The 22,992-nt window shown below is 57.8% G+C and carries 19 protein-coding genes; 9 read left to right on the top strand and 10 right to left on the bottom strand.

The window, feature by feature from the left end:
* Positions 1-253: 253 nt before the first annotated feature.
* The 5 genes from BMZ24_RS17170 to BMZ24_RS17150 all read left to right on the top strand — a co-directional run bounded on the left by BMZ24_RS17170 (position 254) and on the right by BMZ24_RS17150 (position 5,990).
* Complete coding sequence (locus BMZ24_RS17170) at positions 254-1,645, top strand: diguanylate cyclase (protein ID WP_092193988.1); 1,392 nt, start codon at positions 254-256, stop codon at positions 1,643-1,645.
* A 241-nt stretch (positions 1,646-1,886) separates the two neighbouring features.
* Positions 1,887-2,207 (top strand): putative quinol monooxygenase, encoded by a 321-nt coding sequence (locus tag BMZ24_RS17165; protein ID WP_092193987.1) that lies wholly within the window; start codon positions 1,887-1,889, stop codon positions 2,205-2,207.
* Positions 2,208-2,418: 211 nt separating this feature from the next.
* Complete coding sequence (locus BMZ24_RS17160; RefSeq protein ID WP_092193986.1) at positions 2,419-3,774, top strand: methyl-accepting chemotaxis protein; 1,356 nt, start codon at positions 2,419-2,421, stop codon at positions 3,772-3,774.
* A gap of 342 nt (positions 3,775-4,116) precedes the next feature.
* Positions 4,117-4,641 (top strand): V4R domain-containing protein, encoded by a 525-nt coding sequence (locus BMZ24_RS17155; protein ID WP_092193985.1) that lies wholly within the window; start codon positions 4,117-4,119, stop codon positions 4,639-4,641.
* The gene (locus tag BMZ24_RS17150; RefSeq protein ID WP_092193984.1) at positions 4,638-5,990 is read left to right on the top strand and encodes a sensor domain-containing diguanylate cyclase; all 1,353 of its coding nucleotides are present in this window, start codon (positions 4,638-4,640) and stop codon (positions 5,988-5,990) included. Before BMZ24_RS17155 ends, BMZ24_RS17150 begins: the two co-directional genes overlap by 4 nt.
* Before the next feature lie 115 nt (positions 5,991-6,105).
* Here BMZ24_RS17150 and BMZ24_RS19730 read toward each other — a convergent pair whose 3' ends face one another.
* Complete coding sequence (locus tag BMZ24_RS19730; RefSeq protein ID WP_153304618.1) at positions 6,106-6,249, bottom strand: hypothetical protein; 144 nt, start codon at positions 6,247-6,249, stop codon at positions 6,106-6,108.
* A gap of 316 nt (positions 6,250-6,565) precedes the next feature.
* On the opposite strand from BMZ24_RS19730, the gene BMZ24_RS17145 reads away from it, so the two are divergent.
* On the top strand, positions 6,566-8,179 hold the full coding sequence (locus tag BMZ24_RS17145; protein WP_092193983.1) for a DEAD/DEAH box helicase: 1,614 nt from the start codon (positions 6,566-6,568) through the stop codon (positions 8,177-8,179).
* A gap of 163 nt (positions 8,180-8,342) precedes the next feature.
* Positions 8,343-9,320: an AEC family transporter gene (locus BMZ24_RS17140; RefSeq protein ID WP_092193982.1), complete on the top strand. Its 978-nt coding sequence runs from the start codon at positions 8,343-8,345 to the stop codon at positions 9,318-9,320.
* A gap of 203 nt (positions 9,321-9,523) precedes the next feature.
* Here BMZ24_RS17140 and BMZ24_RS17135 read toward each other — a convergent pair whose 3' ends face one another.
* Genes BMZ24_RS17135 through BMZ24_RS17105 form a run of 7 tightly spaced genes read right to left on the bottom strand, consistent with a single transcriptional unit; the run spans position 9,524 to position 18,818 of the window.
* The gene (locus BMZ24_RS17135) at positions 9,524-12,979 is read right to left on the bottom strand and encodes an acyl-[ACP]--phospholipid O-acyltransferase (RefSeq protein ID WP_092193981.1); all 3,456 of its coding nucleotides are present in this window, start codon (positions 12,977-12,979) and stop codon (positions 9,524-9,526) included.
* Entirely contained in the window at positions 12,979-13,563 is a 585-nt protein-coding gene (locus BMZ24_RS17130; RefSeq protein WP_092193980.1) for a M23 family metallopeptidase, read from the bottom strand. Before BMZ24_RS17130 ends, BMZ24_RS17135 begins: the two co-directional genes overlap by 1 nt.
* Before the next feature lie 16 nt (positions 13,564-13,579).
* Complete coding sequence (locus BMZ24_RS17125) at positions 13,580-14,890, bottom strand: phosphatase PAP2/dual specificity phosphatase family protein (protein ID WP_092193979.1); 1,311 nt, start codon at positions 14,888-14,890, stop codon at positions 13,580-13,582.
* Positions 14,845-16,581, bottom strand: a complete 1,737-nt coding sequence (locus BMZ24_RS17120; protein WP_092193978.1) for a bifunctional alpha/beta hydrolase/class I SAM-dependent methyltransferase — start codon at positions 16,579-16,581, stop codon at positions 14,845-14,847. Before BMZ24_RS17120 ends, BMZ24_RS17125 begins: the two co-directional genes overlap by 46 nt.
* Positions 16,582-16,623: 42 nt before the next feature.
* The gene (locus BMZ24_RS17115) at positions 16,624-17,265 is read right to left on the bottom strand and encodes a lysophospholipid acyltransferase family protein (protein ID WP_143077946.1); all 642 of its coding nucleotides are present in this window, start codon (positions 17,263-17,265) and stop codon (positions 16,624-16,626) included.
* 3 nt (positions 17,266-17,268) lie between these two features.
* The gene (locus BMZ24_RS17110) at positions 17,269-18,216 is read right to left on the bottom strand and encodes a phosphatidate cytidylyltransferase (protein WP_208599878.1); all 948 of its coding nucleotides are present in this window, start codon (positions 18,214-18,216) and stop codon (positions 17,269-17,271) included.
* Positions 18,213-18,818: a CDP-alcohol phosphatidyltransferase family protein gene (locus BMZ24_RS17105; protein WP_092193998.1), complete on the bottom strand. Its 606-nt coding sequence runs from the start codon at positions 18,816-18,818 to the stop codon at positions 18,213-18,215. Before BMZ24_RS17105 ends, BMZ24_RS17110 begins: the two co-directional genes overlap by 4 nt.
* Positions 18,819-19,034: 216 nt before the next feature.
* Between BMZ24_RS17105 and BMZ24_RS19725 the strand changes: the two genes are divergently transcribed.
* Positions 19,035-19,199, top strand: coding sequence for a hypothetical protein (locus BMZ24_RS19725; RefSeq protein WP_153304617.1), 165 nt, complete (start codon positions 19,035-19,037; stop codon positions 19,197-19,199).
* Positions 19,200-19,312: 113 nt separating this feature from the next.
* Complete coding sequence (locus tag BMZ24_RS17100) at positions 19,313-20,509, top strand: pyridoxal phosphate-dependent aminotransferase (RefSeq protein ID WP_092193977.1); 1,197 nt, start codon at positions 19,313-19,315, stop codon at positions 20,507-20,509.
* Between the two features lie 315 nt (positions 20,510-20,824).
* Here BMZ24_RS17100 and BMZ24_RS17095 read toward each other — a convergent pair whose 3' ends face one another.
* Together BMZ24_RS17095 and BMZ24_RS17090 are read right to left on the bottom strand one after the other, a co-directional pair.
* Positions 20,825-21,505 carry a response regulator gene (locus tag BMZ24_RS17095; protein ID WP_092193976.1) on the bottom strand — a complete coding sequence of 227 codons (681 nt, stop codon included), beginning with the start codon at positions 21,503-21,505 and terminating at the stop codon, positions 20,825-20,827.
* Positions 21,506-21,533: 28 nt separating this feature from the next.
* Positions 21,534-22,976, bottom strand: coding sequence for an HlyD family type I secretion periplasmic adaptor subunit (locus tag BMZ24_RS17090; RefSeq protein WP_092193997.1), 1,443 nt, complete (start codon positions 22,974-22,976; stop codon positions 21,534-21,536).
* Positions 22,977-22,992 lie beyond the last annotated feature (16 nt).

Here is a 22,992-nt window from a genome sequence, read left to right as displayed (position 1 = left end):
TATCGACAGCCTCGCCAACTATCTGGTGACTATTCCTAATCTGGACATTATCAATAATATTTGATCTATCCGCATGCGCCGGATTGACCCGGCCGGACCGGCGGAATGAACCAGCCGATGTTTCTGGCGGCTATAGGCAAGACAGCATGGCATGCGCGTCTTGATGAAGTGACGTTCTGACGAATTGTTCACATCAAGCAGTACAAGCATCCGACCATCATTCATCTACATTGACTTCGCAAACGTGACCAAAATGAAGAAACCGCATTGGACCGCATTCTGTTTGACGCTGTTGTGCCTGGCGCTGCTTCCCGGACAGGTTGCAGGCCGGGCTTCCGACAGCTCGCTGAATGAAAGGGAATATCTCGATACGCTCGGCCCGATCACCCTGTGCGTGGACCCGGACTGGGCCCCGTTCGAGCAGGTCGATGGCCAGGGTACATACCGGGGCATCGCCGCCGATCTGCTCGCGCTGGTTTCCGAGCGATCCGGCGTTCGCTTCGAATTGCTGCACACCAAGGACTGGGACGAAAGTCTGGAGTTCTCACGCCAGGGGAAGTGCCTGGCGCTCAGCTTCCTGAACCAGACGCCCACGCGCGACGAATGGCTGCTGTTCACCGAACCGTTGTTCTCGGACCCCAACGTGTTCATCACCAGGGAAGAGCACCCCTTCATCTCCGACCCGGCCGAACTGAATGGCGAGACCATCGTCTTCCCGCGCGGGACGGCCATGGAAGAACGTATCCGCGCGGCCTACCCCAATCTTAAAGTGCTGGTCACGGAAACCGAGGCTGAAGCCATGGACATGGTCTCGACCAGGAAGGCGGACATGACCATGCGATCTCTCATCGTCGCGGCCTACACCATCCGCAAGGAAGGGCTCTTCAACCTGAAAATTGCCGGCAAGTTTCCCGATTACGAAAATATTCTGCGCATCGGCGTATCCCGGCAGGAACCGAGGCTAAGGGACATCCTGAGTCGGGCCGTGGCCTCCATCGGTCCGACCGAGCGCGGCCGCATCGCCAATGAGCACGTGTCCATAAACGTCCACGCCGGAACCGATTACCGGCTTCTGGCCAGGGTCGCGGCCGGAAGCTTCGCCGTCATCGCCCTCATGCTGGCGTGGGCGTGGCAACTGCGCAGACACAACCACGAACTCGCCCGCATATCACGGACCGATGCCCTGACCGGACTGGCCAACAGGATGGCGATCATGGAGGGCCTGGATTCAGAGTTGCAGCGAGCCCACCGCTACGGCCGCCCGCTTTCCATCGCGATGCTGGACCTGGACCATTTCAAGATGATCAACGACGAGCACGGCCATCTAGCCGGTGACAGGGTGCTCAAGCTGGTCGGAAACATCCTCGCGCGGATGGTGCGCACAACCGACACTGCCGGCCGATGGGGTGGCGAGGAATTCCTCGCGCTCTTTCCCGAGTCGGACCCCGACCATGCCCTGGAAGCGTCCGAGCGCATCCGCAAGAGTATGCATGAGACGGACTTCGGTTCGGTCGGACGCTGCACGATCAGCATAGGGGTCGCCTCGTACGTTCCCGGCGATAGTGCCGACACGCTGCTGCAACGCGCGGACACGGCACTCTACCAGGCCAAGAAACAGGGCCGCGATCGAACCGTCCGCGGCTGATTGAGCGCATCCGGCATACGGCCGGCCACATCTTCCTGAACCGCCATGTCAGCGTTTGGGCAGCATGTTCGCACAGAAATTCACGTTTCATGAGCGGCAATCCAAACTTTAAAAATGCAAGACAAATGAATTTTCCAGTGCGAAATGCTTGCCGCAACCTATTCATTTCGTGTAATCTTCTTCAGATTATCTTGTACCATAAAACATATGTGACATTTTGACACAGCAAAAGGAGAAATGCATGTTCGCCGTTATCGTAAAAGTTCACATCAAGCCGGAGCACAAAAAGATGTTTATTGAAGAAATGCTCGCTGATGGGCGTGGCTCAGTAAACAATGAACCGGATTGCCTGCTTTTCAATATCGTTCAGGATCATGATGACGAGAACCTTCTCCACCTCTATGAAGTCTATCAAAGTGCTGAAGCCTTCGAAGAACACAAGGCAACTCCCCACTTTGTACGATGGGTTGAAACCACGCAGGACTGGCTTGCAAAACCTCTGGAGATCGCGACCGGCTTTCACCTGTTTCCGGAGGACCGCGTCTGGAAAAAACAGGGCTGACGTCACGAAGACAAGGCCGTGACGGAAATCTTCGATACGTGACCTCCGATGTCCTGCCTGCATGGCCAGGGTGGTATCAAGGCAAGACCGACTCAAGGCTTGATCTGCTTTTTTACCACTCTTTTTTTGCCCTGAAGATTGCAAATCCCGGTTCGTCTCCCATTCTCCCGGCACAGCACTTGCTTTCCTCCTTTCCCCAGGAGGCAACACCATGCAATTCTTACAATTTTGGATAAGCAAACGGAACAAGGTCGTTTCTTCACCCGCAAGCACACCCCCCGGCGCGGACACGCGCACCGATGCCGCGTTGCTTGACGCCGTTGCCGGGGCCATTGCCCTGCAGCGGCTGGCCAGCCCCCTGGACGCTCTGGGGACGCGGGTCAATGCCACCACCGAGGATGGGCTCAGGCAGGTGGCCGTGATCGGGACGCATACCGCCGCAGTGGCCGACCGCGCCGATGCCATGAACGGGCACGCGTCGCGTCAGGCCGAGATGGCGCAGGCCGCCATAGAACACATGGCCCGCCTGGAATCCCGTCTGGGCGAAGTCGAGATGCGCGCCAAAGAACTCTCCGGCGCCATGGCCGAACTGCTCGGCTTCGTGGCCACGGTGGAAACGCGCATCAAGGGCATCGGCTCCATTGCCCACGCCATCCGCGACATTGCCGCCAACACCAACATGCTCGCCCTCAACGCCACCATCGAGGCCGCCCATGCCGGAGCGGCGGGAAAAGGATTCGGCGTCATCGCCAACGAAATCCGCACCCTATCCCACCAGACCGTGGACGCCACCACTCGTGTCGACGACCAGAACGACGAAATCGGCCGGAATGTCGCCTCCATGGTCGAGGCTGTGCGCCGGGTGGAAGACTTTGTGGGGCGGATGCAGACTTCCATGGACGCCTGCCTGGAGGATGCGCGGGTGGCCCGGCCATGCGTGGAGGAAGGTGGGGCACTGGCCGCGAATCTGCGCGGCGAAAGCCAGAATATCGTGAGAGACGTAGCCGCCGTGCAGGACAGCCTCGTCGCGCTGCAAGACGGCAGCGCTTCCCAGGCTCGCGAGGCCGAAACCCTGGCCATCCATGCCCGGCAGGTCAGCGAAACGTCCGAGAGCCAGCTTGCAGCCGTGGGCAGGCTGCGATTCGCCGCCCATGAGCGGGCCCGGTGCGCCGTTGAAGTCCTGGTACGTGACGCCGGCATCAGCGCCATGGAGCGCCGCCCGGTGGAAACCGCCCTGCGCAACGCCATGAGCCAAGGGCTTTTCGAGCTGCTCTACGTAACCGACGCCAAGGGCAGACAAATCGTGGACAACGTGGGCCAGGTGGCCACAATCTACGGCGACACCGGCCTTGGCAAGGACTGGTCACAGCGGCCCTGGTTCCGCCACCCTGCGGAACGGCGCAAAACCTATGTCTCGGACTTCTACCGCTCCGCCGCCACCGACGCTTACTGCCTCACGGTTTCCGCTCCCATCCTCGACGCATCGGGCACCCTTCGAGGAGTGCTTGGCGCGGACGTTGATCTCGGGCGCCTCGTGGAAATGGCACGCATGCACTCGACGGACTGATGCCCGATTTACTTTTTTTGAAATATAACGAAACGTTATTTAACAAAACCGTCAAAATTTTCAGATCGGACAGTGAAGATGCAAAAACACATCTTCGCTGAATCAATGTCAAATTCTGCGTGAGACCAAATCGGCATAAGCAAATGATGACTTGAATCAGTGCCGCATGGCTTGAACAAACCATTCCCCGGTCACGTGATTGACCATCCAAAACGTGAGGATATCGCCAACAGTTCAGTGCCGTTCGAATCGACAGTTCTGCCCACAATCACAAGCTCCTTGATATTCGCCATCCGGACAGATATGTCTGACATATTTGAATCTTAACAACGATGGTGAACCATGTCTGACCGTAAATACAAATTCTCCTGGGACCTCATCGGCGACATTGAACTGGGGCGTCCCAATCTTGGGCCCATGACGCGAATCGAGGTTTACCGTCTTATGCAGTTCGTTTTCCGGGACGTACTGGAGAGTCATTACGGTACCGCGCAAACCGACGCACTCTTTCATGAGGCAGGCAAGCTGGCGGGCACGGCGTTCTACAATAAATTCTGTCAGGGAATCACGGATCTGAATGAATTCGTGCGAACCTTGCAGGAAATCCTGCGAGAATTGGGCATTGGCATCATGCGCGTTGAATCGGCGGATATAGAGAAGGGCTCCTTCGTCATCACCATGTCCGAAGACCTCGATTGTTCGGGACTCCCTGAACTGGACTACGAAGTCTGCGTCTACGACGAAGGCTTCATCGCCGGTCTCATGGAGAGCTTCACCGGCAAAAAATTCAAGGTCAAGGAAGTGGACTGCTGGTGCACCGGAGACCGGACCTGCCGCTTCACCGCACAGGCACAGGAGACTGCGTGAGCCTGGAACCTGAAAAGAACTGCGCCCTGCTGCGCGAAATCCTGACGGCAAAGGTCCCCCCGCCGATACCCGCCGATCTTCCCGACGATTCCGAATTCGCGCACCTGTATGCGGAACTCCTGGAGTTGCGGCGCATCGTCATGGCCATCGCCGGCGGCGACCTCTCCGTCAAAACCCCTTTGAAAGGCTACACCGCCGGTGCATTGAAGACGCTACAAGCGAACCTCAAGCACATGACCTGGCAAACACAGATGATCGCGACCGGCGATTTCAGCCAGCGACTGGATTTCATGGGAGAGTTCTCCAAGGCCTTCAATTCCATGACCACGCAACTGGAAGAATCCCTGCGCACCGTTAAGGAAAACAAGGAGGAGCTGAGGCTCACCAATGCAGGTCTGCAAGTCGAGATTGAACGCCGCGAACAGGCGCAGGCCGCCTTGACCGAAAGAGAGGCCCATTACCGCAACCTGACCGAAACCATGAAGGACGTCGTCTGGATTCTGGATGCGAGCACGCTGCGCTTCACCTACGTGAGCCCTTCCGTTCAACGCCTGCGAGGATTCACCCCGGAAGAGATAATGAGCCAACCCCTCGACGCGGCCCTGGCCCCAGGCGAAGCCAAAAGGCTCAAGCAAATCATTAAGGCCAACCTTGATGACTTTCTTGCAGGTAAAATTGACGAGAACACGTACCTGACGAGCGAAGTCGAACAGGTTCACAAAGACGGTTCGTCCGTCTGGACCGAAGCCATCGTGCGCTACGTCAGAAGCGACAGAACAGGAGCCATGGAAATCCACGGCGTGACCCGGGATATTTCCGAACGCCGGGACCTGCGCCTCGAACTCGAACGCCAGGCCACCACCGACAGCCTGACCGGCGTAGCCAACCGACGACATTTCCTGAATTCCGTGCTCAAAGAAATCAAGCGCTGCGAACGCCATGGCTGCACCTTGAGTCTGCTCATGCTTGATATCGACCATTTCAAGGCCGTGAACGACACCTTCGGACACGCCATGGGCGATTCGACCCTGAAAGCCTTTGCCCAAACCTGCCAGGAGGAATTGCGGACTTCCGATCTCTTTGGCCGCATCGGTGGCGAAGAGTTTGCCTTGCTGCTCATGGAAACCGACATGGAAACGGCTTGCACGGTTGCCGAAAGAATTCGTGCCCGAGTGGAAAAAATGGAACTTTTTACAAAGGATGCTCGGCCCGTGCACATCACGACCAGCATAGGAGTCGCGGAGCTTCGTCTGAAAGCGGAAACGGTGTCCGATTTGATGATTCGTGCGGATCAGGCATTGTATAACGCCAAAAACCTGGGAAGGAATCGAGTCGAGTGCTTAAAATGAAAATTCAAGACAATGAAGGGGAGACTTCTCCCCTCCATTGCAGATCCATGCGTTTGAATCTTCACCAACACCATTAAATGAATGACAAAATAGAAAAAAGAGCATTAAAACAGAATCAAACTTTCTTAACCTGTTTGTCCTGTTTTTCTTTTTTCTTTTCAGCGTTTTTGCTTTCTTTCTGCTTTTGCATCTTGTCTTTGTCTTTTTTTCCGCCCTTGTCGCCCATGATCCACTCCCGGGTATAAAAGATCGCGTTCATTCAAAGGCTCCAGATTTCGTGCCACTATTGGGGCGTGAGGAAATCGGAGCAGCCATAGTGGAAATTTATTTCCAAGTAGCACGTTGGCATTCGTGCGGCAATATATTCATAAGGTTCGGAATTACTGAAATTCAAGACCTGCAAAACCGCTCCGGTTACCATTTCCTTGCAGAGTGGACACTCTCGCCGGAACTGACTAGAGAATGGCTTGCGAACGCATTCAAATCCGCATCCCATTTTTTCGGACTTAATCCAATCTCCGGACACCCCGGTTCGCCCACACACTTTTTTCATCACCCACCGTCGAAGGAATATTATGTCATTTGATCAACTTGGCCTGCGGGTCGAACTTCTGAAAGCTGTCAAGAACAAGGGCTATGAAGCCCCCACCGCCATCCAGGCTCAGGCCATACCCGTCATCCTCTCCGGGCGGGACATCCTGGCCCGCGCTCAGACCGGAACGGGCAAGACAGATGCCTTCGGCCTGCCCATCGTCCAGATTCTGGGACAGACGCGCGGCAACGGCCACCACCCCCGCGCCCTGATCCTCACCCCCACGCGGGAACTGGCCCTACAGGTCGGCGAGAGCATCAAGGCCTATGCGCGCAAGGTCTCCCTGCGCTGTACCGTGGCCTTTGGCGGAGTGCGCATCGAACCCCAAATCGCGCGACTGCAACGCGGCATCGACATCCTGGTGGCCACCCCGGGGCGTCTGATCGACCTTGCCACCCAGGAGCATCTCAACCTCGCGTCCATCGAATTTCTGGTCTTTGACGAAGCCGACAGGATGCTCGACCTCGGATTCAGCGGCGAGATCAACACCATCCTGGACCTTCTGCCCAAGGACCGCAGGACCATGCTCTTCTCGGCCACCTACACGCCACAAATCAAGGCGCTGGCCGCGCGGATGCTGGACAAGCCGGAATACATAGAGGTCACGCCCGACACTGCCGCGGCAGAAGCGGTCGTGCAGAAGGTGCACATGGTGAACAAGGACAACAAGCTTCCCTTGCTGCTGCACCTCATCGAAAAGCAGAACCAGGACCGCATCCTGGTCTTCGCCCGCACCCGGACCTGGGCCAACAGGCTGACCGACAAGCTGGCCGCGCACGGGATCAGCGTCGCGGCCCTGCACGGAAGCAAGAGCCAGTCGCTCAGAAAGCGCACCCTCGAAGAGTTCAAGGACGGTAAGATCCACATCCTCGTGGCCACGGACGTGGCGGCTCGCGGACTCGACATCAGCAACCTGCCCTTCGTGGTCAATTACGATATTCCGAACTCTCCCGAGGATTACGTGCACCGCATCGGCCGCACAGGCCGGGCCGGTGTCAGCGGCATCGCCGTGTCCCTGGTCAGCCCCGAGGAGCACAATCTCCTGCTGGCCATAGAGAACCTGTTGCGCAACAAGATTCCCGTGGAAGCGGTCAAGGGATTCACGGAAGACAGCGACCTTCCCGATTTCGTGCTTTACCGGCCAGGCAACATGAAGAGCGAGAGGAACGCCCCGAGGGAAATCAAGGCGCTGGTGGCCAAGAAATCGGACGCCAAACTGCGCGTGAAGTCCGGAAGCTCCAAAAAGTCAGACTCCGAAAAGGATTCGGGCTCCAAATCAAAGCCGCGCGGCGCAAGGAAGGAGAAACCCGACGCCAAAGGTGGATCCGGCACCGGCGCGAAGCCCGAATCGAGTGCGCGTGGCAGAAGGAGCGACAAGCCGGACGCCCGCGGCAAATCCGGAGCTGATTCAAAACCGGAATCGAAGGGACGCGGCAAATCCGGAGCTGATTCAAAACCGGAGTCGAAGGGACGCGGCAGACGCAATGAACGGTCGGAAGACCCGGGTGCGAGCAGGCGTGGCGGAAATTCTAGGAGCGGCAGGCCCGATTCGCGGCCCTCGCAGCCGACCCGGGGCAGATCAAGAGGCAGAGGGTAACGGCGTTTCACCGCACGGCGCTGGACGGATTGGAAGCTGAAATCATCAAACTGAAATGAGTTGAGCACATGCGCATAGCAGACAGAATCGCACGACTCGGCACCGAGACGGCCTTTGACGTGGCCTTCCGCGGAAGCAAACGCGGCTGACGCAAGCACACGACATGGACAAAGTTCTCTTCTCCCTGACCGTCATCGTCACCGGCCTGGGCCTGGGCTGGCTCGTGCGCATGGCCGTGGACGCAGGCCGACTGAACCTGCCCGTCGACATGCCGCGGCTGCGCGTGGGCCTGCAGAAGGCGGCGCTGCTATGGGTTTTGCCCCTGACCTACTGCGGGGCCATCTGGAACCTGTCCCTGGGGGACGTGGAACTGGTGGCCATGCCCTTCGTGGGGGCCTCGGTGTTCCTGCTCGGCGGCTTCCTGGCCCTGGCCGCGGCCAGGCCCCTGGGCCTGAGCGCACGTCAGACCGGAGCCTTCTACTGCTGCGGCTCCTTCACCAACATCGGGGCCATCGGGGCCATGGTCTGCCACACCTTCCTGGGCGAGGCGGCCTTCGCCCTGGTCCCGGCCTACAAGCTCTTCGAAGAGATCGTCTATTTCTCCTTCGGCTTCCCCCTGGCCCGGGCCTATGCCGAGGGCGGAAGGCAGGGCGGCGGGGCCATGGCGGGCCTGCGGCGCGTCGTGACCGACCCGTTCATCATCGTGGCCTTGTCCTCCATGCTGCTCGGGGGAATCCTCAACCTTTCCGGCCTTGAGCGCCCCTCCTTCTTCCCACTGCTCAACAGCATCCTCGTGCCGACAGGGTCGCTCATGATGCTTTTCTCCATCGGCCTTGCCATGCGCTTCACACGCCTGAGCAAGTATTTGCGAGAATGCGCGGTCATCATGGGCATCAAATTCGTGTGCATGCCCATTATGGCCACAGGAGCTGCGGCCGCCCTGGGATTTGGAAGCATCATGGGCGGCGCACCCCTAAAGGTCGTGCTCATCCTGTCCTCCATGCCAGTGGCCTTCACGGCCCTCATCCCGCCATCCATCTACGACCTGGACATCGACTTGGCCAACGCCTGCTGGTTCGCCTCCACCCTGGCTCTGATCGTGGTACTGCCCACGCTGTACTGGCTGACCGGACTGCTCTAAAGCCTCCGTGGCCACTCTTCATCCGCTTCATATGAAATGAAGCACCATGGAAGCAATGCGATAATTGGACAAATGCACCTCGCATCTTCAAGAAGGCCAGAAGAAAACCTGAGCGCTCCGTCAAGACATCTTCGCAACGTCGAGCAACTTGAAAAATTGCTTAACAATAAGAGACTGATAAAGAACGACGACTCAACTCTCCCTTACGCAGTCGCAAATTCAAGCGCCATTGCTTTTGCGCCTGCAAGATCCTTCTTGCCGGTCCCGAGCTTCGGGATTTCCTCAACGGCATAAAATTTGTCAGGGACTAAGAGCGGATTCGTCCCGCTTTCGATCATGGTTTTCCTGAGAACCGCAGGCTCATTCATGCCACTGACCAGGGCCACAATTCGTTCCCCTTTTTTCACGTCGCGCACGGCTACGGCCACGCATTCGGCACCCGCAAGGGCGGCGCGAAGCAACGCTTCCTCCACGGTAGCCAGGCTGACCATCTCCCCGCCGATTTTTGCGAAACGCGAATAACGGTCCATAATTACAAGAAAGCCGTCCTCATCGATACGTCCCTTGTCGCCGCTCTTGTACCAACGGATGCCGTCCTGCTCGACAATGGCGCCCCTTGTCCTGGTCTCGTCATCAAAATATCCCTTCATGATCTGAGTGCCGCCAATGAGGATCAGGCCGGCTTCCCCTGTGGGCAGATCCTCAAGTGTTTCCGGATCCACGACGCGCAAGGCGCTTCCTGGCAATGGCAGGCCCACCGTCCCCGGCTTCGAGCCCACCTGCACCGAGAATCCATTGGTGTTAAGCACGTCCACGGTATTCACACTGGCCACCGGAGTGGTCTCCGTGGTGCCGTAGCCTTCATGAATCTCCAACCCGAACTTTTCCTTGAAGGCCCGACGTGTCTCGTCGCTGAGCCTCTCCGCACCGGCGACAACCAGACGCAGAGAGGAGAACATGAGACGGTGCAGTTTCTGATTGCGGGCGTAGAGGCCAAGAAATGTCGGGGTGGCGCAGAGGAACGTCGCCTGATGTTCGGCGGCAAGGCATCCGATCCTGTAGGCGTCCGTGGGATCGGGGTGGCAGACCACAGGTATGCCTTCAATCAGCGGCATGAACGTGGTCACCGTGAGGCCAAAAGCGTGAAAGAGCGGCAGCGTCCCAAGGAAGACATCATGATCCCGGGCGTTGAACAGGCTGGCCACCTGCTTGATGTTGCCCATGATGTTCTCGTGAGTGAGCATGACTCCCTTGGGTGATCCTTCGGAACCGCTGCTGAAGAGAATGGCCGCAGTATCCTCCAGGCAAACCCGATGAAAAAAGAGAAGCCGCAGGACAAAGGCGGGCAGAACCTGCGACGCGATCATGGTAGCGATAAAAGCGCCCTTGCCGATGCCCGAGCGCAGCGTTTCCATGAAAAACACCTCACGGTCCCGCAGAATCCCGTCCAGGTCGATCCCCCTGCCCCGGAGTCTGGCGAGAAACGCCTCGGATGTCACGATGGTCCCGATATGCGCCCGCTCGAGAATCCCCGGCAGCGTGTCCGGCCCCGTGGTGTAGTTGAGGTTTACCACTGTCTTGCCGAGCATAAGCAGGGACATGTTGGCGATGACCCCTCCGACGCTGGCCGGCAGAAGCACACCCACGTTCTTCTGGCCGACGGTCCTTTTTCTCAGCATGCGGGAGGCGAAAATGCACGTGGCCAGAAGCATGCGCTGGGACATATCGCTCCCCGTCGAGTCGACCACGGCGCGCCGCCCCGGATACCGCTTGGCTGTCTTGAGCCAGGCCATGTGTAGGGGATCGAAAGTTTGAGAATACTCCTTCCAGGCCGCGATGGACAGCCTGGAAACGATTTTCTTGACTTCCAAAGCCGAGCTCGCTGCGGCCATCGGTGGCCCGAAGCAGACCGTCACGTCACGGATGCCGCGGATGCGTGACGTCTCCCGCAGTCGCGGACCGGCGAAGGAAAACAGGCTGCCCCAGAGACCGCGCAGATAGAAGGGGACGATCACACATTCCGACTCGCGGGCCGGAATCTCGAAACCGCGTTTGAACTCGCCGAGTTGTCCGTTGCGACTGATGGCGCCTTCGGGGAAGATAACCACGCATTCACCAGCCTTGAGGGCCGCCGCCACATCCCGCAGGGCTTGTTTGCTGCCCCGCGAGGAAATGGGAATCATGCCCAGGCGCCTGAGAAACCACTTCAGGTACCAGCGCTCATAGATGGAGCGCTCCATGACGAAACGCAAACGGCGCGGGACGGCCAGATGCAGCACCGCCCAGTCGATCCAGCTGACATGATTCCCCAGCAGCAGCACCCCGCCGTCTGCCGGCAGGCTGTTGAGTCCGACCACCGACAACCTGTAACGTTGGGAGAACAGAATGTAGAGCAGGTACCGCATCAGGGACTGGGGCAGCTTTCCGAGCGTATATATAGTGCCGGCCAGAGCGACTACTGCGAGAATATAGAAAATAGGCACGCTGCCAATGCCTGCGAGCGACATGGCAAGGGTCAGCCCCAGAAAGGCCAGCATGCCGATATTCTGGAGAAAATTGTTTCCGGCCAGAATTTTCCCCATTTCCCGGTCCCGGGCCGAGAATTGGATCAGGGCATTGAGCGGCACAACCAGAAGCCCCCCGCAGACGCCGTAAGCGAAAAGGAGCGTGCAGAGCAGTGCCCGACTCTCGATGTTCGGCAACAGGAAGAGGCACACGGTCATGCCCATGGCTCCCAAGGGGATGGTGCCGGTCTCGATGAAATTGCGCGACACCTTGCCCGCCATTACGGAACCAACGACGATGCCCAAGCCGCCCAGAGCCAGCATGCCTTGGGTCACGACCGTGTTCATCTCCCCGGCGACATCCTTGAGATAAGCCCCAAAGGTCGCAAGAAGGACCTGATTCACGGACCAGAAAATGGTCAACCCGACGATAGAGAGCCAGATGACCTGCTTTTCCCTGAGCAACTTCACGTTGTCCCGCAGATACCTTCCCCGGAGGTATTTCATGCTGTCGATCGCGACCTCTCGGTCTCCAGGACGGATTTCCGGCAACCGGAAGGCGAGGATGGTTTCCAGGACGGTTCCGGCCACCAGAATGTAACCGCACGGAGCGATGGCCCTCAGAATTTCATGCGGACTAGCGGGCATGGTTTCCGGCAAAAACGCCTCGAAAAACATGGAAAAAATCACTGCGCCAAGGAGGATCGCCACTATGGTGACCGCCTGCACGGCGGCATTGGCCTGTGTAAGACCCTCCTGTCCTGTCATTTCCTTGATGTAGCCATACTTGGCTGGAGAATAGAAGGCGCTCTGCACGGCCAGCAAGAATGTCATGAGAAAAGCTGGCCAGAACAGCCCCGCATGGTAAAAGATCACGATCAGCACTGCCAGAGGGATCGCAGCGGCCGCGGAAATCCTGATGACCCGGCTCTTGGAGAACCTGTCGGCGATGCAGGCGGCCGGAGTGAAAAGAAGAATGAACGGCAGTAGCAGGAGGGCGTTCACTGTGGCGGTCAGTGCGATCTGTTCAGTTCCCGAAAAGGTCTTGAAGACCGTGTTCTGAACGACGATTTTGTGCCCCAGATCGGTGATCGCGTTGAGGAGCACCACCAGGATGTAGGGAGTGAATGCGCACATTTTACTCAGACTTTTCATTACCGGTATCCTCGTTCTCGGTTGCGTCGGATAAAACATCGATACTCAGCTGCTGTGGGCCTTGAAGCGAAAAAACATGGTATGCCGAAGAGATATGGATCAGGATCGAGATAAAACGCCTTCCAGAATCCTTGCGTCGAACCGTCGATGTCCCACGTGACGGAAAAAATGCGTACTACGGAGTAGTGCAGATGGGGCGGCGTGCCGCGTGCGTTGCCGGTATCGCCGAGTGTTCCCAGTTCGCCGCCGCGCGGGACAAGACGAAGCGCGAACGCCGTGATGGAGTTCAGGTGGGCGTAATAATGCAGACGCCATTTCGGCCCCAGCACCACGGCCACGTTGCCGCCCCGGGCGATGCTCCCGACAAAAAGCACAATGCCCGCCGTGGCGCTCGTCACGACTGTCCCCAGGCGGCCGAAGATGTCGATGCCCTTGTGGACCCCGGACAGGCCCCACGACTCATGCCAGAAGGATTTCCGGTTCCAGTCGCCGGGTGTCACCCCGACCACCGGGATCACGATCCTTTCCGGGATCGCGAAACCGGCAGCGATGATACACTGGATGATTACGAGGATTCCTTTCATTTCCGCCTGACGGACATCAGTCCAGAACCGTACACGTTTGCAGAAAAGACACGACTTCGTCACGCACTACCAGACCAGGCCTCTTCCCGCGCAACAGAGCAACCGCATCACGGGCATCCCCGCAGTCTCCCTTTTCGATGAGATAACCGCCGATGATCGCAGCGCTGCGCGAATATCCGACCTTGCAGTGCACATAGACCGTTCCGCGCTCCATTTCGTTTTTGATGAACGAGACGGCTTCGGCGAACTGGACGCTGGTCGGGGCGGTCAGGTCGAGGATGGGCACATTCAGATAGCGTACGGCCCGAAAGGAAGGAGCCTCGGAGAATTCCGACGTCAGATCCAAAACTGCGGTAACGCCCAGGCCGATTGCCTGACGCGCCTGCGCATCAGACAGTCTTCGGCCCATCCAGAGACCGGGAAGTATTTCGTTCCATGGACCGGACCGACGGGAGTAATACACCAGCGACACGAAATGGCCGAGAATGACGGGAGCCAGCAGGATGCGGGAGCACAGCTGCAAACGACCGCCGTGCTTGCGATACACGTTGGGAAAAAGCCCGCAGTATGCGCTGCAGACCAGAAGCATTGCCGCGGCTGGCCACGCCGGAAGCAGATGCCCCGTTGCTGCCGCTGCCTGGCCGAACAAGACCGCGCCAATACCGTAGAGAAGCGCTACACGATAATTCGTGGTTCCATGTTCCCTCGGACCACGCGAAAAAAGGTAACAGCAGAATACGGCCAGAACGAAGCCGCCGATGACATCGACGACATGATGCTGCCAGGTGAGAACGGTCGAAAATCCGACCAGACCGAACCATGCGAGCAGGGCCAATCGCAGCAACCCCGTGGTGGCGGCTGCGTACACTTCGGCGAGAATGACTTGCAACGCGATATGCAGCGAAGGAAACATGTTGTACGGACGGTCGAACGCGTGCAAAAAGCTGAAGATCGCTCCAAGCCATCCGTCAGGTGCCGGGCGTTCGAAGGCGAACCGCAGCGGGAAGCACAAAAAAAACAGACCCGCGATCAGAATGGCGAAACCGATGCGCCTGGCGAACATCCGGCGTTCGTCAGATCTCTTGCAGACAAAGGGCGCCATGACGAAAAACAGGTCTATGGACATGTACGGAATGATCATGAGGGGCACGAAAGGAATCATCCGCTCCCACGCCAAGACTACGGACCCGACATCGCCGCGCAGCGAAGTCAGCCATGAACAGCCTCCGTACACCGTGATGAACAGCACAGACGTGAATGCGGCGACGAGAGCCGCCTCTGTCAGTCCCTGGCGCGACGCGCCGTCGAGACGGTGAATATTCCCCATGGGTCGATCTCCATACCGATTTTCTCGAATCCGGCCGACCTGACCATCTCGTCCAGTTCCGCCTGGGAACGGCGGCGCATGATCCATGACGCGCCGTCACGATTGGGCAGGACCCTGGCGATGACCTCAAGCTGTGGATGCCAGGGCTGCCCCGTATAGATGAGGTACCCGCCCGGCTCGGTCACCTCGCCGATGGCCGTAAGGGAAGCGAGAACCAGGTCATTGTCAGGAAATAATTCGTAAAGGCCGGACACGATGACCACATTGGGACGCGGGATGACCGCCCGGATCGACTCCGGGTCAAAGGCGTCGGCCCGTTCGAAACACGTTCTACCGAGACCGAGGCTTGAAGCCAGCGCCCGGCCCTGCTCCAGATTTCCGACATCCCAATCCCGCAAAGTCGCATCGACTTCGCCCTTCCGCGCCTTGAGGACGCTCAGGACATAGCGGCCGCAGCCTGTTGCAACATCCAAAAGCGTGACCTGGGACGCAGCGGCTTCAAGATTGTCCATCACGACGTGAAGCTGTTTTTCCAGATGGCGGCGGCGCATGCGGATGCCTTTCCAGCCGATGGCGTCGAGGTAGGCGCGGTCGATGGCCCGGCCTATGCGGCCGAGGCCACGGGCGCGGTCTTCATACACGTAATCAAGACTTCTCCCCGAATCGAAACCGGTCTCCAGACCGATCGCGATTCCGCGGCTCAGCCTGCCCAGCGCCCGCAACGCATATTTTTGCATAGAAAAGAACGCTGTCCTTAGAGCTGACGTGGACTGCCGGAGCAGGTCATACTCCACGCGCATAGCGCCACCCTTGTGTGCGTTCAGCAGAAGCGAGCGGTCCACATCCTCCGTAAAGGACCGGATGACGAACTCGCGGATATCCTCCATGATGCAATCCCGGCCCGCCTCGTGAAGCAGGGCATGATGGAAGCCGGGATACTCGTGCATTTCCTTCCGGGTCGCCCCGAGATTTCTGTAGAATTTTCTCTGGGCCTCGGCTTCGACGACGCAGTCCGACCCCGCCGCGAGAATCAGCGTCGGCGTGGTGATGGCGGCGGCGTCGTCCATGATCCGACCGGCCGTGTCGTGCATCTCCACAAGGACATTGACGGAGATGCGACGCGTGATCAGAGGGTCTGTTCGATAGAGACGCCGCTGCTCGGAGTCGTGAGTCAGCATGGCCGCGCTCACGTAGCTGCTGACAAAGGCCTTCTCCTTAAATTTGAGAAGCATGCGCAGCAGCGGCATGGCCATGGGGACATATAGCCTGATGCGGAAAGCTGGGGCGAGCAGGACCAGGGCCCGAATTCGCGGCGCGAAGTCGTGCGCCCAGGCACAGGCCGTGACCGCGCCCACGCTGTTGGCCACGATGACGATATTTTCGGCCGAAATACCATGTTCGACACAAACGAAACGGACAAACGCATCCAAGTCTCTGACCAAATCGTAGTAGTTCTCTGCGTGTCCCCGGTCTCCCGGTGATCGGCCATGCCCCCGTAAGTCCCAGCAAAAGGCGCTGAAATCGCCCAGCCCCAACTCCTGCACCGCACGGGCCAGACGCCCGGAGTGCTCATGCCCGCGATGCAGGAAGATCAGCGCCCTGTCAGTCGTCTCTGACGAACGCCAGCTGCGATAGAACAACTTAGCGCCATCCCAGCTGGAGAATGTTCCTTCGGATTCGATCCACTCCATAATGCTCCTCCCGAATCTGTTGTGCCCGCTACAGGCCAGGCCTCAGTCGACACCATGGCGGCTCACTGTCGACGCCAACCTTTCGAAGCTGTCCGCGAGACGTTTCATGAAACTCTTGCGACACCCGTCCCAATGCAACGCGGCCCCGACGACAACGTCACAAATGACAGGAACCAGAACCCATTCGCCCCTGGGCAGTGATTTACCGGTTCCCTGCAGAAAGACGGGGATTACAGGTGTATTCGGATGCCGTCTGGCCAAGTGCGCAATCCCGGTCCTGAATTCGGCCATGCGCTCCGGCTCCCCCCTGCTGCCCTCGGGAAAGAAAATAAGAGTCTCCCCGCCTGTCAGCGCCGCCGAGCAGGCGGCAAAGGGATCATCCCTGCGCCCCTCGGCCAAGCGCATGAAGGGAATGATGCCGATGACGTTCAGGGCGAACCAGGCCAGCCACCTGTTTCTCAGGAAATAGTCCTGCGCGGCCACCGGACGCACTTTTCTCAGACTGGACAGGGGGAACATCGACATAAGGACCAGAGCGTCGAGGTGACTGTTGTGATTTGCGACCACGATGGACGGAGAAGTTGTGCCAAGGCCCTGGCGGTTTCTGACGTTCACCCCCATGATCAAAAAAATCAGGGGACTGGCGAACAGGGTGAACCAAAGCAATCTGAGAATGCCTTTCATGTCTCAGTGATACGTGTAGTAGATGAAATGGAAGAAGACCGGGGCCGTGAACGTCAGGCTGTCCACCCGGTCCAGAATGCCGCCGTGACCGGGCAGCATGTTACCCGTGTCCTTTATGCCGATGTCGCGCTTGATCGCCGAGACGCAGATGTCCCCGAAAAAGCCGGAAATGCCGATCAGCCCCCCTGCCAGCAGCGCCTGCAACACCGTCATCGAGATGAAAAAAGGGCCAGCCAGGCACGCCAGCAGCGCCGTGGTGGCCACGCCGCCGATCAGACCCGCCCATGTTTTGTTCGGACTGACCGAAGGCACCACCTTGGCGTGACCAAACCCCTTGCCCCAGCAGAACTGAGCGATATCATTGGCTTCCGTCAGAATGACGAGGAGCAGAACCAGACTGACTCCGTAGTCGCCCTCCACATCCTCGCCGCGAAGGGTAAGCAGAAAGGCCGCATGGCTCAGACTGAACACCGTGGTCATGAGGCCCCAATGCAGCGTTCCCACGGCCTTGAGAAACCCTTGCGTATCCCCGCGTAGCAACATCCTGACGGGGAGCAGCAGGAAGCAGTAGACCGGAATGAAGATTATAAACATCCCGTACCAGGAGATATAGGCAAAATAATACTGGATCGGTATGGCGAGGTAAGCCCAGAACAGGACTCTGTGGTCGGCCCTTCTGGTAGTAATGAACGTGAGGTACTCTTTGAATGCCAGATAGGACACGATGCAGAAAAAGCTGATCGCGGCACCCCGTGAGGCGGACAGGGCTCCGAACAGCGGAAGCACGATGAGCCACCATGTTCTCGTGCGCACCAGCACTTCGCTGCGTTGCCTGTCTTGGCCGGAGCGATGTACATCCTTCAGGGCCACACCAAGGGTGACCACGGCCAGGACGGCAAGTGTGGAGATCATGAAGAGTCTGGAAGGAGGCAACGCGTGAAGCGCGATCATGCCACTCCTCCCTGCAAAGCCTTCCCGGCCCTCCGGAAAATCGTGACGACCAGCAGCATGACAATCCCGATCATAACAGCATGAGGCCAGGCCTCTCGCGGCGCCCCGCTCGCAAAGGCCAGCGAGAGCAGACCAAAGGCCGCAGCACGATCACTCTTGCCCATGGGGCCGTCATATCGCCGACCGCCCCCAAACTGGACACCGAGAATCCCGACCATCTCGCTGAGCGCCGCCAGCACCACGGCCATCACGACCAACGGCGCCGAGCACCCCGGCACCACGGCAAGAGGCAGATACAGCGCCACGTCGGAGACCACGTCGCCCAATTCGTTCAGCATGGCGCCCACATCGGACCCCATTCCGTGCTCCCGCGCCAGCATCCCGTCCAGAGCATTGAGGGCCATCCGCACGAACAAGGCGCATGGAACAACCGCAAGGGTCCACCGTGCCCCTGCGGAAAGCCAGACAAGACTGCCCGCAGCCGCAGACAAGATCGTGGCCGAGACAGTGACCTGATTTGCCGTCACACCATTATCCGCCAGAAATCGGCAGGCGGGGCGGAGCATATTCTGAAACTTGGATTTCAACGCGTAGACGGTCATGGCAGGACTCATCACCAATCCTGCGCGCACGGACGCACAGTGTGGCCTGATAGACATGACGGGAAAGACGATTCCGTCCCGTGTTTGCGTCGTGACAGTGCAGAGAAAATCCTCGACCCACAATCAGGGTAAATACTTATTTTTAAAAGAATAATATGCGCTTTTTATTGAAGAAGACAACGATTTTGCCAATATTATAAAAATGGCAGGGGGAACTTGGATTGCTTCTGCGACACCAAACAATACCTTGAATACGTGAAGCTCCTCCATTACCTCCGACGATACGGGTACAACGATTATCTGACATCGGACACTTCGCCTGCCCACGGGGACATCAGGCGCACCTTCAAGGCCAATGCGCGCCTGACCAATGCCGTGTGAACCATGCTGGACAGCATCGAGGACGAGATCACCCGGCTCATGCACGGCGAGGACTATCCGGTTGCCTGGCGTTTCATCGAATCAGCAATTTTCAAACTCAAGTGAGGTCATCCATGCGCATCGCAGACAGAATCGCACGACTCGGCACCGAGACGGCCTTTGCCGTGGCCGCCCGCGCAGCCGCGCACAAGGCCGCCGGCCACGAGGTCTTCCCCTTCCATCTGGGCGACATGAACATCCCGACGCCCCAAAACGTCATGGACGCCGCCTGCGGCGCCATGCGCGCCGGGAAGACCGGCTATTGCCCAAGCCCCGGCATCCCGGAACTGCGCGATGCCCTGGCCGGGGATGTGAGCGCGGCCAGGGGCGTGGACTACTCCATGGAAAATGTGGCCATCCAGCCAGGCGGCAAGCCCGTCATCGGCAAGTTCATCATGGCCTGCATGAACCCCGGCGAGGAGGTCCTCTACCCCAATCCCGGCTACCCCATCTACGAGTCCCAGATCGAATACCACGGAGGGGTCGCCGTGCCCTACCGCTACGTACGCGACGACGCGGGCTTCCACATCGACCTCGATTACCTGGAGAGCCTGGTCACGCCGCGCACCAGGGCCATCATCATCAACGACCTGCAAAACCCGCTCGGGGCCGAATGCACGCCGCAGGAGCGCGAACGCCTGGCCCATCTGGCCATGCGCCACAACCTGTCAGTTCTTCTGGACGAGGCCTATTTCGACATCCGCTACGGCGGAAGAAGCTCCTCGCTGGCCTCCATTCCCGGCATGCGGGCACGCAGCATCATCCTCTACACCTTCTCCAAGAAGTTCGCCATGACGGGCTGGCGCCTGGGTGCTGCCATCGGACCCAAGGCGGTCATCGACATCATCGCCAAGCTCAACGTCAACGACGAGTCCTGCTCCAACCATTTCATCCAGCACGGAGCCCTCGAAGGCCTGACCGGCGACCAGTCCGGTCCCAGAGCCATCCTTGAAACCCTCAAGGAACGGCGCGACATTGCCGTTGATTTGCTGAACTCCATGCCGGGCGTGAGCTGTCCCAGGCCCGAAGCGACCTTCTACCTCTTCCCTGAAGTCACGGAACTCATGGCGAACAAGGGCTTCGGCACCGACTATGCGGCCTTCGCCGAGGACGTCCTGGTCAGGACGGGCGTCTCGCTCTGCACGCGCCTGCACTTCGGCCGCCCTCTGCCCGGCGAGAAACGGCGCTTCGTACGCCTTGCCTATTCGGGCATTGGCGCGGACGAAATTCGCAAGGGCCTGCTCGCCTTGAAAGCCTACGCGGAAGCATAGCCCCGGCCTGAATCGGGCACAAAAAAAACATGACCCGACCAAAGGCAGACCAAGACCGCACTGCAAAAAAGTAGCGAAAGAACCTGAGAGTCATCCCCGCGTACTTGTGCCCAGCATGGGTAGGCGGGCCATGTAGTAAAAAAGTCGCCATCCCCTTCTTTACGGGGATGGCGACTTTTTTGCGATAATGAAAAATCTTGCTACAAATAAAAAATCCCACGCTCACTATTAAAAATATGAACCGAAGGATTTTGAATTTTTCATAAACAAATAATCTTTTATGCGGATATGAAATTTTTCATATTTTCTTCTGCGTTAGTTTTTCAATTTTTTTTTCTGACTTTCGTCAATTATAGTATCCAATACGTAAAGTTTTCTTTGGCGAAGCTCAGAAAGATTGTGAATTCCGAGTTTCACGAGAATATTTGATCTGTGTTTATTCACGGTCTTGATGCTGATGAATAGAATATCGGCAATCTCCTTGCTCTTTTTACCGTCAATAATAAGCCTCACTATCTGCTTTTCCCGTGCCGTAAGATTGTGCAGAGGAGGAAGGGATTTGCGATGCTGGTTGACCAAAAGATAATCATCGACAATTATCTTGGCCAATTTCGGGCTTATAAACACCTCGTTTTTCAGGGAATAGTGAATCCCCAGGAACAATTCCTCCGGCCCTGCCCCCTTGAGCACATAGGCGTTGGCGCCAAGGGCAAGAGCTTGGAAAAGCAGTTCGTTCTCTTCGCAAATGGTCAGCAAGATAACGGGAACCTTCGGCGCCGCCTGTTTCAACTGCCGCAGCACCTCCGTGCCGGGGATGTCGGGAAGTCGCAGGTCGAGCAAAACAATATCCGGGTGGACCATTCCAAAAAGCCTCAGCGCCTCCTTTCCACTGCCCGTATCCGCGTCGATACTGAAGCCGCCCCGCATCTCAATCATGGTTTTCAATCCCTTGCGCAACAGGAGGTCATCTTCGACCAAGAGAATCGTTTTTTTCATGCCCTTTCTCCGTAGTAAGTACGTCCCATCACCTTTCCTGTAACGAGCTTTGCGCTGTTTTGAGGATAGGCTTCAGAATATATTCCAACACGGTCTTCTTTCCGGTGAGTACGTCCACCTCCGCCACCATGCCTGGTATGATCGGAAGTTCTTCTCCATCCCGCCCTTTAAGGGATGCTTTCTCCGTTCTTACCTTTATGAGGTAGTAACTCTGTTTTTGCTGCTCGTCCGTGATGGCATCGGCGCTTATGTGTTCCACGATGCCCGGCATGCTCCCGAAGATTGAAAAATCGTACGCCGTGATTTTTACATCGGCAGCCTGACCGGAATAAAGAAATGCGATATCTCGCGGTGAAACTTTTGCCTCTACCAACAGAGAGTCTTCTCTCGGCACGATTTCAAGCATCTCCTTGCCGGCACCGACTGCTTCTCCGATCGTGCTCACAAAAACCCGCTTGACCGTGCCGTCCACCGGCGACCTGACACTCGTGCGGTCCATTTTGTCTTCCAGCGCGGGCAAGGTCTCTCGCACTCCTTCCATTTCCGTGCGAATCGCGGTGAGTTCGTCCAATATGGCGGAGCGTTGCCTGCCCTTTTCTTCCTCGATGCGGTGATTCGCCCCCTCGACAGCCGCGATCACCTTGGGGATTGCGATACGCGTATCGGCAATCTGGCCGGAAAGGTCGGAGAATTCGCGTTGCGCCCGCAGGAGATCCATGTCCGAAGCAGCGCCTTTGGCCGTCATCTCGCGAATCATCTCCACTTCCTGTTTGAGCAGAGCATGGGTTCTCAGCTGAAAATCAAGCCTACTCCTGAGCTCCTTGAGCTCCTGCGAGCGTTGCTCACGCTCACACTCAAGCACGCTCAATGCGCTGCGGCGACTGTCATTTCGCGAACGCAAAAGCCGACGCTGGTTCTCGACGAGGTGCGGCTTTTGCTTCAGGATCTCTTCGGGGAAATCCATGTCCTCCCTTGCGTTCAGTTCAGCCTCCAAGCGGGCGATGGCGAGAATCGAATCAAGGTAGCCCGAGTGCTGTTCCCGAAATCTGGATTCCATCTGGATCTGATCCAGCAGGATGAGCAGTTGCCCCTTTGAAACCAGCTCCCCTTCGCGGACCAGAATCTCTTTGACAATTCCTCCCTCGAAATTTTGGACACGCTTTATATCGGATGACGGGATGACCTTGCCAAAACCGCGCACAACTTCATCGAGCGGCGCGTGAGCGGCCCACGAAATAGCAACAACAAACAAGAGTATGGCGGCAATCAAAATAATATTGGCCACGAACTGATCCTTGGTATCAAGATCGCGCAACTCACCCACGAACCCATAGACCCCGCCATCTTTGCCCTGTGCTTCGGACCGTCGGGTCAATTCAATTTTTGGTGCGGCAGGAGCTTCCGGGCCGCTCTCGGGAACTATTCCTTCAACTTGAGCCTGAAATTCCGGCCGATTCTTGTGCGAGTTCATTTCATCTCTCCCTTGC

This window comes from Desulfomicrobium norvegicum (genome assembly GCF_900114595.1).
Classification (GTDB): Bacteria; Desulfobacterota; Desulfovibrionia; order Desulfovibrionales; family Desulfomicrobiaceae; genus Desulfomicrobium; species Desulfomicrobium macestii.
This window is presented reverse-complemented; position numbering and strand designations above follow the sequence as displayed.

Coding starts and splice junctions, on each gene's coding strand:
- BMZ24_RS17170 (WP_092193988.1), top strand. CDS start 254: ATGAAGAAACCGCATTGGACCGCATTCTGTTTGACGCTGTTGTGCCTG.
- BMZ24_RS17140 (WP_092193982.1), top strand. CDS start 8,343: ATGGACAAAGTTCTCTTCTCCCTGACCGTCATCGTCACCGGCCTGGGC.
- BMZ24_RS17095 (WP_092193976.1), bottom strand. CDS start 21,505: ATGAAAAAAACGATTCTCTTGGTCGAAGATGACCTCCTGTTGCGCAAG.
- BMZ24_RS19730 (WP_153304618.1), bottom strand. CDS start 6,249: ATGAACGCGATCTTTTATACCCGGGAGTGGATCATGGGCGACAAGGGC.
- BMZ24_RS17155 (WP_092193985.1), top strand. CDS start 4,117: ATGTCTGACCGTAAATACAAATTCTCCTGGGACCTCATCGGCGACATT.
- BMZ24_RS17120 (WP_092193978.1), bottom strand. CDS start 16,581: ATGGAGTGGATCGAATCCGAAGGAACATTCTCCAGCTGGGATGGCGCT.
- BMZ24_RS17160 (WP_092193986.1), top strand. CDS start 2,419: ATGCAATTCTTACAATTTTGGATAAGCAAACGGAACAAGGTCGTTTCT.
- BMZ24_RS17165 (WP_092193987.1), top strand. CDS start 1,887: ATGTTCGCCGTTATCGTAAAAGTTCACATCAAGCCGGAGCACAAAAAG.
- BMZ24_RS17125 (WP_092193979.1), bottom strand. CDS start 14,890: ATGGGGAATATTCACCGTCTCGACGGCGCGTCGCGCCAGGGACTGACA.
- BMZ24_RS17105 (WP_092193998.1), bottom strand. CDS start 18,818: ATGACCGTCTACGCGTTGAAATCCAAGTTTCAGAATATGCTCCGCCCC.
- BMZ24_RS17115 (WP_143077946.1), bottom strand. CDS start 17,265: ATGAAAGGCATTCTCAGATTGCTTTGGTTCACCCTGTTCGCCAGTCCC.
- BMZ24_RS17135 (WP_092193981.1), bottom strand. CDS start 12,979: ATGAAAAGTCTGAGTAAAATGTGCGCATTCACTCCCTACATCCTGGTG.
- BMZ24_RS17090 (WP_092193997.1), bottom strand. CDS start 22,976: ATGAACTCGCACAAGAATCGGCCGGAATTTCAGGCTCAAGTTGAAGGA.
- BMZ24_RS17130 (WP_092193980.1), bottom strand. CDS start 13,563: ATGAAAGGAATCCTCGTAATCATCCAGTGTATCATCGCTGCCGGTTTC.
- BMZ24_RS17100 (WP_092193977.1), top strand. CDS start 19,313: ATGCGCATCGCAGACAGAATCGCACGACTCGGCACCGAGACGGCCTTT.
- BMZ24_RS17110 (WP_208599878.1), bottom strand. CDS start 18,216: ATGATCGCGCTTCACGCGTTGCCTCCTTCCAGACTCTTCATGATCTCC.
- BMZ24_RS17145 (WP_092193983.1), top strand. CDS start 6,566: ATGTCATTTGATCAACTTGGCCTGCGGGTCGAACTTCTGAAAGCTGTC.